This window comes from Nitrosopumilus sp. (assembly GCA_029862745.1).
GTDB lineage: Archaea > Thermoproteota > Nitrososphaeria > Nitrososphaerales > Nitrosopumilaceae > Nitrosopumilus.
Map to the genome: position 1 here is coordinate 75,856 of JAOTWS010000007.1, position 12,413 is coordinate 88,268.

Genomic DNA, 12,413 nt, shown 5'->3' on the forward strand with positions numbered 1-12,413 from the left:
TTATTTTAAACGTCTATTGGATAGAATAAAGCGTCTTTCATATGAAGTCTTAGCTAGTCATAAATCTAAATTTGGTGAAGATTTTGCAGATAATAAAAAAGCCCTAAATCAGATTGCAATAGTTCGCTCCAAAGGTCTTAAAAATAAGATTGCTGGTTATATCACAAATTTTCTCAAAAAAGAAATAAGAGAAGAAAAAGCAAAACAAGTGAGAATCAAATCTTCACAATCTGAGGAAATTAAGGACGAAGAAATTGATATGGAAATCACAGAACCTGAAATAATTGAAATTGGAACAGACTTAACTTCTGCAGATGAAATAACTGAAACGACAGACGAAAAAAGTGATTAATAAATTAAATACTATTTTCTAACCCCATTGAATATGATCACTGTAAAATTTGTTGGTGGGGCAAAAAAGTCTTTTCTAACAGAACAATTACAAATTGATAAGTCTGATATTTCTATTGATGAATTACTTGGTTTATTATTGAAACTAAAACCTGTTGATTCTGTCAAACTTGACACTACAAATATTCTGATTGCAATAAATGGTGTTGACTCATCTGCCATGGACGGAAAATCTACATTGATAAAAAATAATGATCTTGTAAGCATTATTCCCATTATTCATGGAGGTTCATCGAAAAAATTGGTCTTTGAAATTGCTAAAAAAAAAATTCAAATAATTGAGATCAAAGGTCAAAAATCAATCAATGTTCAATTTCTTGATAATTTAAGAAAAAAATATCCAAATATCTTGCTTCAAGCCATATCTAGTGACTTCATTCTTAACAAATCACATTTGATCAAAATTTTATCATTATCTATTAAATGCAAGAATAACAATGTAATGCTTTCAAACAAACTTGAAATTGATATTTTGATGCGTTATGCATTATCTAAACAAATCTCAGATGCGATAAAAAATGCTGGAATTAAATCAAATAATAATTTTATTCTAATTGCAATTGGAAATAAAAAAACATTGAATTCATTATATGATGAATTATTACCAATTTCTGTAAATATATTTTTAAAAAATAATGAACGATTTTTGAAAAAATATTTTAAGATTACAAAAAAACAACTTGATTCAATTTATTCTAAGAATCCTCTAGAAGACATATTAGTAGAAAAAGCATCTATTTTAGTCTGAAATACTACGTTTAATTTTTTCAGTGCTTAACACATCCGATTTTTTTAATATTGAAATTCCTGTTTTATTTCCTAAAACCTCAATCAAGATAACTTTATCTGGAAATTCTAGTGATACTTCATTTTTTATCTTATTTGCTACTTCTGAAATAATCGCTTGGCTTGATAGTTTAGAATTTCTTTTTCTTATAGATATTCTGTATGTTTCACCCTCTAAGATCTGCTCAGATAAATTTTCGACTGTTTTCTCTATTTGATTGATTTCTGATTCTATAAATTTCTGTATTGGTATTATTCTTAAACAGTATCTTACACTCCATGGTTCATCAAGAATCATATCTCTAATTTTTCTTACTACCTCTATAGGATCGAGTTTTGTTTCGGCAGTCAAGATCCCAGACATATTTGTAATACAAATTTTTGGTTCTAGATCCCCCAATTCTTTTAAAATGTAGATTAGCTCTTCCTCAGTTTCTGGTTCTAGGTGTCTGGCACAGGTAATAATCAAATTCATAAATCTAAGATCTCCTTTTTACTCAAAGAACCTTCACGAATAATTTTGATCTCATCATTTATTATCTCGATTATAGTTGATTCCCCCTTACTTGTAATTGTTCCACCATCTACAAAAACGTCATAATCTTTTATCTTGTTGAAACATTCATCTGAGTTTGTGAATGACGGCTCTCCAGAAACATTTGCACTTGTACCTACAATGAAATTACATTTTTCTAATAAATCTAAAGTGCATTTGTGATTTGGTATTCTGATAGCGATTTTATTGTTTAAATTTAATGATTTCTTTAGTTTATCATCTGTGATTTTTAGTATTATTGTTAACGGTCCTGGCCAAAACTTATCTACAATTTTTCTAGTATATTTATTAAAATGAGCAATTTGTTCAGCTAATTCTTTTGAATATACTAAAACAGGAAATGATTTTGATACGTTTCTGGATTTTATCTTATAAATTTTTTTAACTGCATTTATGTTATATGGATTACATCCAATCCCATACACTGTATCTGTTGGAAATACTGCAATTCCACCTTCATTAATAATTTGAGATGCTTTTTTGATCCCCTCTTTATCACAATTCACTTTCAATGTTTGTTATGCTCTTTTTTTGTTTAATTATCATTTACTTTTGAATAAGTTTTTACAGTTCTTGTTTTAATTTGAAAAGTGTGTCTAAGCCATCTGATTATGAAGATACAGATTTCGAGGATGATTTTGATGATGAATTTGATGATATAGAAGATTAAATACTTAATCCAAAATTATCTGCAAAGTTAGTAAATGTATGATATGCCTGTAAAAACTCTCTACCTGTTTGACTAATTTTATATTTATTTGAACCTTGGAAATCTAATTGTTCTAAAAGCCCTTGTGATACTAGCGTTTTTAATATTCTGGATATTCTAGAATGAGAAATGTTTGCTTTTCTAATTAGATATGTAACTGTTGCACCATTTTCATCTTGAAGATCATCTCTGGTTGTTGCTAAAATATCGCCTATAATTTTCATATGTGTTCTATATTCTGCCATTTTGATATTGATTCATTTTCAAATTTCTATGATAGGGGATTGATATTTTCCAATATACTAAAAAGATAAAAGAATTTGACAAATCTTTAATTTTTATAAATTTTGAGCCTGATCAAAATTATTCTAAATCTGTATCAAATTTTATCTTAGTCAACGGTACTTTACTTACTGGAATGAATAATGCTATTAATCCACCTATTTTGATCACCATTGATATTGGATATAAAATTGATTCAGGGAATACAAATGAATACCATCCCAAAAATTCTCCTAACGCTAAAAAACTTAATCCTAAAGAAACTGAAATTGCCCCTTTGTTTCTGTTATCCAAATATGATAACATTGTTTCTATTGCACCATATGCCAATAAAATGAATGAAACTGATCTAAAGATATGTTCGAGTTGAACAGAAGAAACTAGGAATAGGGGTAAGATTCCAACTGATCTAAAGTAATTGGATTTTGGAAAAAATGATTTGATGCTATGTGAGAATGCAATGAAAAAATACCCTATTGTTTGAATTACAATTCCTAGAGTTTGAATCCATCTTTCTATTGTACCTGATTTTATGACAAAATCTTCTGCCATGTATCCTGCCAATATGACAAAAAAACCCAAACTAATTGAAAAAAATGCAATTGTTAATCTAAATAATGTTGGGCTACCAGTATTTCTAAATCCTATTAATGCCATAATACCTATAGCAAGTCCTATCAAAAATCCTATCAGATTTAATATCTCTTCTAATAAAAATTCCAATGATGTTTAGCAACTTTAACTAATTATTTTAATCTGCTGAATCATTTTATCATATTGTTAATCCCATTCATCTAATGATCCTGAAGTGTGACCTTCTGTACTACCTGTATAATCCCCAAGAATATCTGAATATTTAGCTTCATTGTGTGCTACAAATTTTACATATTCTCCATAACTCATATCCAATTCACATGAATTGCATTTTACAGATGAAAAATCCATTGCCAATTCTGCATCTTTTTTACAACTTGGACATTTTATCTTCATGAATGATAGCTCATTGATATTTATTATTACTTTATATTAAAAAGTCTGTTCATTAATTTAGTTCATAATTTAGAACATCGGTGAACCAATTTTCCTGATACTCGTTTTAGAGCGATTTTTAGCACGTTTTGACAGTATTTTTAATAATTTCTGGCTTAATTCTTCTAAAACTTCACTTAGGTCAAACCCCACTGAACTAAAAATTAATGGTGCATGGTGTGATGTAATAATCATTATAGATACTTCATATGTTCCTTCTTTTTTATTTCCAGTTCTTTGTTGTTTTATTGATACTCGTGCTTCATGAATTTCTGAATATACTTTTTGTATTCTTTTTAATGTGTCTTCAAATTTTTTACTAATTAGATTTACATTTTTCTGATCCTCTGGTAATCCAACTATGTATAATGGAATTGGAGTTTCTATTTTTGATGTTAATAATCCCAGAATGTCTCTAAAAGTAATGATTCCTATGAGATTATCCCAAAGATTAACTAAACATCCTGAAGTGTTTGTTTTTAGCATTAAATTTACAATGTAATTGAGATCGTCACTTGGTGTACATTGAGGAAATCTTATAGTTCCAATATTTCCAATTTTAGATTCTAGTTTATGTAATGTTCTAACTCCTACTGATTTTTTTCCTTGACGCTCTTGAGGTAAAATATACTCTAAGATATGTGCTGATGTGAGAACTTGTTTTATTTTTCCATTATTCAATACAGGAAGATGATCTATTCTTTTTGAAATCATTATTCTTCTAGCATTACTGAGAGTTTCTTTAGATGATATCACTGTGGGATTTTTAGTATGGATCAAATTTGCCTTTATCCATTTGTTGTCTTTAGTGGAAATAAGTCTCAAAATTCTTTTTACATTGACAACTCCTATAATCTTATTTTTTTGAACTATTGGTACTTCACGGATTCTATAATGCGCTATGATGTTTGCAGCTTTTTGAACTGAATCATTTGGAGATAAGTATGGAATCGGGTATAGAAATGACTCTACTTTCATCTCTGTAATGTTTTTAGCATTTAGAAGTGCGCGTATGTTAGTTGAAAGGATGGATCTACCATTGAAATAAAAAACATCATACGCATCATTTTTTGAAATTTTGTTAATTACACTTGAAAGTGTATCTGATGGTTCAATAATGACTGCTTTAGAAATTAATGATTTAATTTTGGTTGATTGTACCTCCTCCAAATGCTTATAGATTGTATCTGTAATCATATTGATGCTCTATTTTTTGAATTATTCCTATTTTTAAATTAAATGAATTCTTGATTTTCAAAGTTGATTTTATTGATTGAGAATTAGAAATTGTTTTTAATATTGTTTATGAAGTGTTTAATTAAATATACATAATTTATGGAATTTATTGTTAAAAAGTCACTCTGTATGAATATTTTAATTCCTCTAGATGATTCAACTTATTTTGAAAAAGCTCTTTTACATGTATGTAATATGATAAAAAACCATCAATCTAGTTTAATACTTGTGTTTGTTGTTTAAAAATCAATTCTTGTTAATTTATTGGATAAAAAATAGTATCTTAAAATTTTAAAAAAACTTGGAAATAACATTTTGACTAAAGCAAAAAACAAACAAACTACTACTATACAAGGAGGAATTCAAAAATAATTATGAAGGTAAAATCCCAAATGAAATTGTTAAACTTGCAAAAAAAGAACAATGCAATTTAATCATTGTTGGAAGTAAAGATCTTGGTGCTATAGCAAGATTTTTTCTTGGGAGTGCATTAAATAAACTTGCAAATAATTCTCTTTGCTCTGTTCTAATTATGAAATAACGGTAAAAATAGAAATACAATTAAAATCTCCAAAAATTCACCATTGATCTAAATATGATTTTGAAGCATTAGATGATCAAAACTTTTATCTATGAATATAGAAATTGAACAAATTAAGGCTTCATTTTAGAATATATATTCGATAAAAGATAAAAGGAGTTTCAATTGGGTTTTATTATGAGTCGTACTTGTACCAAATGTAAGAATATCATTCCTGATAATGAGGAACTTGGAATTGTTGCTGCAAAATATCCCACTTGTACCAAATGTTGGGCTGAATGGAAAGAATATCAAATTATGGTAATGAATGAAATGAAACTTGACATGTCTCTACTTGATCATAGAAAATTATTGAAAAAGCACGAAAAAATCTTCGTAGGTGTATTATCTCCTGAGGGAGAAGTAATAGACTACACAAATGAAGATAATCGAAAACCTGATGAACCTAAATCCCTCTAAAGTCTTAAATGTTTTCTAGCATTATCTGGTATCACTAATAAAATTTTTCTTCTTGCATCATCCTCTAAATTATTGATAATTTTTTTAATTGTATTTGCAACAACTTCTTTTTCATTTTTATCTAATGTTAAAAATATTTCTAGAATCCCATCTAAATTAAAAGTAATTAATTTTTGTGGCGATTGTGATACCTCTATAATATATGCTGAAAATAATCCTTCTCTTTGTTCCTCAGTAAGTGTTGTTAAAATTTTAAGCCATGTTCTAAAAAGCTTTGAAAAGTTCGGAAATGGGATTGTTGGTCCTGCTTCTAATGCATTATTGATTACTTCTTTTTTATCTAATTCAGACAGTGAAAAAAATTCCATCATTCTTTTTTTTAAAATAGGATTTCTAAGAAAATCTGGGAGACTAGCTAAATTGACTATTATATTCCCAGCAAAATTTTCTCCAACCATAATTCTAAAAGAATTTACGTTGAATATAAAATCATGTAAAAATACTTTAGCTTAAATAAACCAAATAGATGTTTAAGTTTATGACATCAACTGTAGTTGTTGGAGGGTTTTTTGGTGATGAGGGTAAAGGAAAGATTATCTCATATTTGGCAATTAAAGATAATCCAAAAATTATAGTTCGTGGTGGAGCAGGCCCAAATGCTGGACATACAATTAGAGATGGCAATAGAGTGTACAAAGTAAGAATGCTTCCAAGTGGATTTTTAAATAAAAATGCTAAAGTCATGATTGGTCCTGGTGTTGTAATCAATCCAGATGTTCTCAAAAAAGAAATTGAAGATTTTGATGTAATTGGACGTTCATTTATTGATAAAAATTGTGGCGTTATTGAGGAAATTCATCTACAGCGAGATTCTAGAGGCGAATTAAAAGAAAAAATTGGAAGTACTGGTTCTGGTACTGGTCCTGCAAATGCCGATAGAGCAATGCGAGTTCTAAAACTAGCAAAAGACTTTCAATCATTATCCTCACTTGTCATAGATGTTCCTTTTGAGATAAATTCAGCACTTGATGCAAATGAACACGTTTTGATTGAAGGAACTCAAGGTACTTTTCTTTCTTTATGGCATGGAACATACCCATTTGTTACCTCAAAAGATGTTACCGCATCTGGTATCTGTGCTGATATTGGTCTTGGACCTACTAAAGTTGATGAGGTTATTGTTGTTTTCAAATCATATGTTACGCGTGTTGGAACTGGTCCATTAAACGATGAACTCTCATTTGAAGATGCAGAAAAAAAAGGATGGTCTGAATTTGGTACCGTCACAGGCCGCCAAAGACGTGCTGCAAGTTTTGATTTTGATTTAGCTAGGCGTGCAATCATGCTCAATGGTGCAACACAAATCGCTATTACAAAATTGGATATTTTATTTTCAGATTGTGCAGGGAAAACCTCCTTTGATGATTTATCTGATAATGCAAAAGAGTTTATAAAAAATGTTGAAGATAAATTAAATACGCCTGTAACAATTATTGGAACTGGTCCATCTATCTATGATGTGATTGATAGAAGAAATTAGGCTCCAAATTTTTGGATACGTTTAATTTGATAATCTACATCTAATCTCTGTGGATAAATTACAGTCTCCTATAGTTGATAAATTACCACGTTATATTCAAGTTCATTCAACTTTGGAGTTTACCAGGCTTGTTTGTGCATTAGAACGTGCACCGCGTGTTTCTTTTTTACATGATCATGATGGTAAAAAAATTTTATCTGTACAGATGGATGTTTTAAAAGAAAAACCAATTGTATATTATACTCCTCTGGAGCATAATGGTCACTATCTTTGTTACGGGTTAAAAGGTGGTAAAGAAGAATCTGAAATTGTTGATACTACTTCTGATGCCAGTAAGCTTTATTCACCAATCATAAGAATAAAATCTTTACCAAAAACTTTGCAACCTGGTAATGGAACTCTAGATAGATATCAGCCAATAGAGTTGGAAGATATTTCCAGTCTTGCAAAACTTACATGGGGTTTTGAAGAAACTCCCTTCCCTTTATTCCTTTTTCCTCATAATAACAAATGGCTAATTGGCGTTTTTATGAATTTTAATGATGAAGGAACATCATATTTTTGTCATGTTGTATTGAACAGTGATCCAGAGAAACCATTCCTCAAGTTTTCAACCGCAAATAGAACTGAACCTGTGTTTGTAGATAGTCCATCTGAACATGGTTATTCTTATATCAAGATAATAAAATTAAAAGATACCCACCCTCTTGTTGATTATGGCCACCTTCAAAACTAGACTTTCACAGATCTCAAAAACTAATGGTAAGGTAATACTTGCTAATGACTATGATCTAACTGTTAAAAATTTACCTGCAAAAACCATCCAAAATATCAAAGAATTACATCCATTTTTATGTGGTATAAAATTAAATTTTCAATTACTGCTTCCTCTTAGTGGTAAAGAAATTCTAAAGATTAACAAGACAGCACATCAGTATGGTCTTCAAACAATCGCAGATATCAAACTTAATGATATTGGAAATACAAATCAAATAGCATTAGAACATTTATGGAATTTGGGTTTTGATGCAGTGATTGCAAATCCAATAATGGGTTTGGATAGTCTAAAAAATTTGGTGAAGTCTGCCCATAAAAATGAAAAAGGTGTTATCACTTTATGTCATATGAGTGCACCAGAGGCTAAACTATCATATGACATGGAAATAAAAATGGGCAAAAAACAACAATTGTATCAATTGTTTCTGAGTTGGGCTTTGACTGCAAAAGTTGATGGAATTGTGGTTGGAGCTACCTTTCCAAAAATCATCAAATATTGTTCTAAAAAAGCAGGAAAAAACCTGTATATTTTTTCACCAGGAGTTGGTACTCAAGGTGGCAACGCAGATGAAGTAATTTCTTCTGGAACTGATTACCTAATAGTTGGAAGGACTATTCTTAATTCTAAAAATCCAATTAATATAGCAAAAGAATTACATCTACAGAGTATTTCTAAGTAACATTTGGGCTCTTGTTAATACTGTTTTTGCATTATCAAATGTCGTTTTCTTCATAGCTGATGTGAAATCCATCCACGTGTAATCTAAATGTTCATGTGAAATTGTCACATCTTTAGTTTTTGTTTCGGCCAAGAAGAATACCACTTTTTTATGAATTAATTCCCCTTGATATTGAAAATTGTATTCAATCCATTCTTCAAAATTCTCTAAAAATGTTATATTTGTAATTCCTGTTTCTTCTTCAGCCTCTCTTATTGCGGTTTGATGCATAGATTCACCTTTTTCCATTTTTCCTTTTATGAAATCCCAATGACCTGATGGATAATGTAAAAGTAAAAATAATTTTTTTGATTTTTCTTTTCTGAATAATACAATTCCAGCAGATGTCTCTTCAATCATTTTCCTAACCTTCTTTTCCTCTCTTGAAAAGTTCTAATCGCTCTCATTAAATCTATTTTTCTAAATTCAGGCCAAAAAATGTCCATGAATACTAATTCACTATACGCACTTTGCCACATAAGAAACCCGCTCAATCTTTTTTCCCCTGATGTTCTTAAAATCATATCTGGAGATGATTGTGGTAAATGAGATGTGTATAGGTTTGATTCAATCTCTTTTTTATCAATATTATTGATATCTAGAGTTCCATCTCTGATTTTTAGTCCTATTTTTTTTACAGCATCTACTAATTCATTTTGTCCTCCATATGCTAATGCAATATTTAGAAAATGATTATCATAATTTCTCGTAGCATCATCTAATTTTTTTAAAACTTCTTTGATCGAATATGGAAGTAGTTCAATCCTACCTATAGCTTTAACCCTCATTTTATTTCGATGAATTCTAGGATCCTTGTATAATTTTTCTAATCTCATACGAATTAACTCATAGAGATATTCTAATTCGTCATCCTTTCTATCTAAATTCTCTGCTGAAAGTGCGTATAGCGTGATAATTTTAATATTGAATTCCTCACACCAGTCAAGAAGATTTTCAACAGCATCAGCTCCCTTCCAATGCCCTTTTTTTGGCATTGTCAAATGTATTTTGGCCCATCGTCTATTTCCATCTAAAATTAAAGCGACATGGTTGGGAATGTCCCCGTTTTGAATCTCATTTTCCAATCGTCTGCTATAAATCTTATAGAGCCCAGATATGTGAAAAATCACATCAATTATTTTGCTAAAGTCTTGCCACCCTTTGATAATTCATATGATTGAAGATATCAGTGTTTTTCAAGTAATGATACGATAATAATCTAGTCTGAAACCATTTCTTGATGTTTATGTTTTCTATATTTTTTAAAGAGAATTGTAGCTGAAATTAGTGTTGCTGCCAATCCTCCTAACAATGGTGGAATTAAAGTAAATGAATTTTCATCATTGATTATAATATTAGTAAATTGAGATATAACTGGATAGAGTGCTATTAAGACAATAATCCTTAAACTATCACTAATTTGTCTTGGAATTCCACCTATCCAATTACTAAGTAATGTTCCAGCAAATATTGCACCTAATCCAATCCATAAAATTGGTAATGCCCCTGTAATAAATTCACCAATTATTATTTTATCAGTAATTTTTGTTATTAATTCAGCATCTGATTCAATTAATTTTGAATCTACTGCATTAATTCCAGCTGGCACTGATGAAAGAATTAACAGAACACCTGCAACCATTGTAAACATTCTGATAAAACCCATAGGGGTTGGTTTTGACCAATTTGATAATGTTCTATCAATATCAAATGCTCTAATCAAGAACGCTCCTCCTAAAATGCTTATGAGAATTGAAAATATTTCAGCTGTGTATCCAAATATAGTCCCTATCCCACCAATTAATAAAAGAATTCCAGGAACTCCTAAAAAGAATTTTGAATATTTTGAATCATATGCTAACATTTTTAGATATTTTCCAAAAACGGCATACGAATACTCTACACTTCTACTCACTTTCATCACAACGCGTTGTACTGATACCACTGGCAAGACGTTTTGAATAACTGGTATAACGCTTTCATCATCTTCTCCATCAGAAACAATTACAGCACCGTTTGCAGAAAATTTTTCTAAAACCTTTCGTGTTTCGGCAAGAATTTTTTCATCAGCATGAATTCCTCTATCCTTAATTCCTGCAATAGTGACTACTTCTACTTGATACCCTTTACTGATTAAATCTTCATATGTCTTAATTGCTGCAAAAATAGAATTTGAATCAGCGTCTTCTGGATCCTCTAATGCTAATCTTTGAGCTGCCTCTATACACGCATCTCTGCCTATGACTGGCGTGTTTATTCCAGCTTTTTCTCCAACATCATTATCTCTATCTATGCAAATCACTAATAATTTACTGGCAGTTGAAGCATTCACATCTTTTTCTACTTTGTCAACTCTCTGAGACATTCTACTTTCTATTACTGAATTACTTTTTAACAATTTCCAACAATTATGATTAGTAAAACTCGGTTTTGAGACTAACCTGGTCTTGATTCATTTGATATTCTAACAAATTCTGAAGATTCATTCTTCAACAATTCTATTTTTTGTATCACTTCATCAATTTTCTCTTGTGAATCATCATTTTCAATCAAATTAGCCAATACTTTGGTTTCTGTAATATATGAGTTAAATTTTTTTAACGCCTCCATATAGTTGATATAGCTGGCCACCCATTCTTCAGATGGTTTGGTTGTCACAAATTCACTTATTTTGGCAGTTATTTGAGATGATGTAACTTCAGTAATTGTAATGTATTCCTGTGGTGTAATTTTTCCATTAAGAAGATTCTGATATTCGATATTGATTGATTCTTCTAAAATCTCATGAATACTTTTGATTCCATCTAGATAGCCTTCATAGTCAGATACCACAAACGTTGTTTCATTATCTTGTGGAATTACCCATGACAAAAAACTTGCACCCGTAATTGCAGCCAAAATTATCCCTGTTACAGCAATCCCTTTTTTTGATGCCATTTTGATACTTTTCTATGAATGGTGTTTATAATTGATAATATTTGAAAAATCTTTAACTTATTAAATAATTTCTAAAGAAAACATATTATTTTGTATTTGAACTAATGATTTTATAAAAAATTTCCTTATAAATTGAAATTTCTGTTATTTTTCCTTTTTTCATACCTAAAAAAAATTTACCTACATCTAGTCTATAGTTAAATATTTTTCACAGGCTCTTCCTAAATACCACAAAGTTTGATGGGTTTCATAATGGTTCAAGCATATTGCGTAAAATGCAGAGCAAAAAGGGATATCAAAGACCCTAAAGAAACTAAACTAAAAAATGGACGTCCAGCAGTAAAAGGTACTTGTCCAACATGTGGTACGAACGTTTTCCGTATAGGAAAGATGGAATAATCTAAAACACAAGTCCACACGATTCTCTTTTT

The 12,413-nt window shown here is 29.9% G+C and carries 19 protein-coding genes; 8 read left to right on the forward strand and 11 right to left on the reverse strand.

Annotated features, from left to right (window positions below; genetic code table 11):
* Nucleotides 1-16: 16 nt before the first annotated feature.
* Nucleotides 17-352 (forward strand): 40S ribosomal protein S17, encoded by a 336-nt coding sequence (locus tag OEM44_08550; GenBank protein ID MDH3516841.1) that lies wholly within the window; start codon nucleotides 17-19, stop codon nucleotides 350-352.
* 33 nt (nucleotides 353-385) lie between these two features.
* Complete coding sequence (gene cgi121, locus OEM44_08555; GenBank protein ID MDH3516842.1) at nucleotides 386-1,159, forward strand: KEOPS complex subunit Cgi121; 774 nt, start codon at nucleotides 386-388, stop codon at nucleotides 1,157-1,159.
* Here the strand turns inward: cgi121 and OEM44_08560 are convergent.
* The 6 genes from OEM44_08560 to OEM44_08585 form a co-directional block, all read right to left on the reverse strand.
* Entirely contained in the window at nucleotides 1,151-1,672 is a 522-nt protein-coding gene (locus tag OEM44_08560) for a THUMP domain-containing protein (protein MDH3516843.1), read from the reverse strand. The two genes, cgi121 and OEM44_08560, sit on opposite strands and share 9 nt — an antisense overlap.
* The gene (locus tag OEM44_08565) at nucleotides 1,669-2,259 is read right to left on the reverse strand and encodes an L-threonylcarbamoyladenylate synthase (protein ID MDH3516844.1); all 591 of its coding nucleotides are present in this window, start codon (nucleotides 2,257-2,259) and stop codon (nucleotides 1,669-1,671) included. The genes OEM44_08560 and OEM44_08565 overlap by 4 nt, the downstream gene beginning before the upstream one ends.
* A 160-nt stretch (nucleotides 2,260-2,419) precedes the next feature.
* On the reverse strand, nucleotides 2,420-2,707 hold the full coding sequence (locus tag OEM44_08570) for a MarR family transcriptional regulator (GenBank protein MDH3516845.1): 288 nt from the start codon (nucleotides 2,705-2,707) through the stop codon (nucleotides 2,420-2,422).
* A 118-nt stretch (nucleotides 2,708-2,825) separates the two neighbouring features.
* A complete protein-coding gene (locus OEM44_08575) occupies nucleotides 2,826-3,467 on the reverse strand; it encodes a hypothetical protein (protein ID MDH3516846.1) in 642 nt (213 codons plus the stop codon).
* Nucleotides 3,468-3,524: 57 nt separating this feature from the next.
* Nucleotides 3,525-3,734, reverse strand: a complete 210-nt coding sequence (locus OEM44_08580; GenBank protein MDH3516847.1) for a hypothetical protein — start codon at nucleotides 3,732-3,734, stop codon at nucleotides 3,525-3,527.
* 69 nt (nucleotides 3,735-3,803) lie between these two features.
* Complete coding sequence (locus tag OEM44_08585; GenBank protein MDH3516848.1) at nucleotides 3,804-4,970, reverse strand: CBS domain-containing protein; 1,167 nt, start codon at nucleotides 4,968-4,970, stop codon at nucleotides 3,804-3,806.
* Nucleotides 4,971-5,445: 475 nt separating this feature from the next.
* Here OEM44_08585 and OEM44_08590 point away from each other — a divergent pair, with 475 nt between their 5' ends.
* The gene (locus OEM44_08590) at nucleotides 5,446-5,550 is read left to right on the forward strand and encodes a universal stress protein (GenBank protein ID MDH3516849.1); all 105 of its coding nucleotides are present in this window, start codon (nucleotides 5,446-5,448) and stop codon (nucleotides 5,548-5,550) included.
* Between the two features lie 177 nt (nucleotides 5,551-5,727).
* Complete coding sequence (locus OEM44_08595; GenBank protein MDH3516850.1) at nucleotides 5,728-6,009, forward strand: Fe(2+)-trafficking protein; 282 nt, start codon at nucleotides 5,728-5,730, stop codon at nucleotides 6,007-6,009.
* On the opposite strand, the gene OEM44_08600 is transcribed toward OEM44_08595, so the two are convergent.
* Nucleotides 6,006-6,467: a hypothetical protein gene (locus OEM44_08600; GenBank protein ID MDH3516851.1), complete on the reverse strand. Its 462-nt coding sequence runs from the start codon at nucleotides 6,465-6,467 to the stop codon at nucleotides 6,006-6,008. The genes OEM44_08595 and OEM44_08600 overlap by 4 nt on opposite strands.
* Nucleotides 6,468-6,547: 80 nt before the next feature.
* Here OEM44_08600 and OEM44_08605 point away from each other — a divergent pair, with 80 nt between their 5' ends.
* From OEM44_08605 to pyrF, 3 genes are read left to right on the forward strand one after another with little or no spacing between them, the layout of a single operon-like run.
* Nucleotides 6,548-7,549 (forward strand): adenylosuccinate synthetase, encoded by a 1,002-nt coding sequence (locus tag OEM44_08605; GenBank protein ID MDH3516852.1) that lies wholly within the window; start codon nucleotides 6,548-6,550, stop codon nucleotides 7,547-7,549.
* Between the two features lie 49 nt (nucleotides 7,550-7,598).
* Nucleotides 7,599-8,285, forward strand: coding sequence for a hypothetical protein (locus OEM44_08610; protein ID MDH3516853.1), 687 nt, complete (start codon nucleotides 7,599-7,601; stop codon nucleotides 8,283-8,285).
* Nucleotides 8,266-9,006: an orotidine-5'-phosphate decarboxylase gene (pyrF, locus tag OEM44_08615; GenBank protein MDH3516854.1), complete on the forward strand. Its 741-nt coding sequence runs from the start codon at nucleotides 8,266-8,268 to the stop codon at nucleotides 9,004-9,006. Before OEM44_08610 ends, pyrF begins: the two co-directional genes overlap by 20 nt.
* Here the strand turns inward: pyrF and OEM44_08620 are convergent.
* The 4 genes from OEM44_08620 to OEM44_08635 form a co-directional block, all read right to left on the reverse strand.
* Entirely contained in the window at nucleotides 8,986-9,405 is a 420-nt protein-coding gene (locus OEM44_08620; protein MDH3516855.1) for an NUDIX domain-containing protein, read from the reverse strand. The two genes, pyrF and OEM44_08620, sit on opposite strands and share 21 nt — an antisense overlap.
* The gene (gene uppS, locus OEM44_08625; protein MDH3516856.1) at nucleotides 9,402-10,130 is read right to left on the reverse strand and encodes a polyprenyl diphosphate synthase; all 729 of its coding nucleotides are present in this window, start codon (nucleotides 10,128-10,130) and stop codon (nucleotides 9,402-9,404) included. The genes OEM44_08620 and uppS overlap by 4 nt, the downstream gene beginning before the upstream one ends.
* Before the next feature lie 134 nt (nucleotides 10,131-10,264).
* Entirely contained in the window at nucleotides 10,265-11,410 is a 1,146-nt protein-coding gene (locus OEM44_08630) for a DUF373 family protein (GenBank protein MDH3516857.1), read from the reverse strand.
* A 71-nt stretch (nucleotides 11,411-11,481) separates the two neighbouring features.
* Nucleotides 11,482-11,982 (reverse strand): hypothetical protein, encoded by a 501-nt coding sequence (locus OEM44_08635; GenBank protein ID MDH3516858.1) that lies wholly within the window; start codon nucleotides 11,980-11,982, stop codon nucleotides 11,482-11,484.
* A 252-nt stretch (nucleotides 11,983-12,234) separates the two neighbouring features.
* Between OEM44_08635 and OEM44_08640 the strand changes: the two genes are divergently transcribed.
* Entirely contained in the window at nucleotides 12,235-12,381 is a 147-nt protein-coding gene (locus tag OEM44_08640; protein MDH3516859.1) for a DUF5679 domain-containing protein, read from the forward strand.
* Nucleotides 12,382-12,413: the final 32 nt, after the last annotated feature.

Coding starts and splice junctions, on each gene's coding strand:
- cgi121 (MDH3516842.1), top strand. CDS start 386: ATGATCACTGTAAAATTTGTTGGTGGGGCAAAAAAGTCTTTTCTAACA.
- OEM44_08560 (MDH3516843.1), bottom strand. CDS start 1,672: ATGAATTTGATTATTACCTGTGCCAGACACCTAGAACCAGAAACTGAG.
- OEM44_08570 (MDH3516845.1), bottom strand. CDS start 2,707: ATGGCAGAATATAGAACACATATGAAAATTATAGGCGATATTTTAGCA.
- OEM44_08580 (MDH3516847.1), bottom strand. CDS start 3,734: ATGAAGATAAAATGTCCAAGTTGTAAAAAAGATGCAGAATTGGCAATG.
- OEM44_08585 (MDH3516848.1), bottom strand. CDS start 4,970: ATGATTACAGATACAATCTATAAGCATTTGGAGGAGGTACAATCAACC.
- OEM44_08595 (MDH3516850.1), top strand. CDS start 5,728: ATGAGTCGTACTTGTACCAAATGTAAGAATATCATTCCTGATAATGAG.
- OEM44_08600 (MDH3516851.1), bottom strand. CDS start 6,467: ATGGTTGGAGAAAATTTTGCTGGGAATATAATAGTCAATTTAGCTAGT.
- OEM44_08605 (MDH3516852.1), top strand. CDS start 6,548: ATGACATCAACTGTAGTTGTTGGAGGGTTTTTTGGTGATGAGGGTAAA.
- pyrF (MDH3516854.1), top strand. CDS start 8,266: ATGGCCACCTTCAAAACTAGACTTTCACAGATCTCAAAAACTAATGGT.
- OEM44_08620 (MDH3516855.1), bottom strand. CDS start 9,405: ATGATTGAAGAGACATCTGCTGGAATTGTATTATTCAGAAAAGAAAAA.
- OEM44_08630 (MDH3516857.1), bottom strand. CDS start 11,410: ATGTCTCAGAGAGTTGACAAAGTAGAAAAAGATGTGAATGCTTCAACT.
- OEM44_08635 (MDH3516858.1), bottom strand. CDS start 11,982: ATGGCATCAAAAAAAGGGATTGCTGTAACAGGGATAATTTTGGCTGCA.
- OEM44_08640 (MDH3516859.1), top strand. CDS start 12,235: ATGGTTCAAGCATATTGCGTAAAATGCAGAGCAAAAAGGGATATCAAA.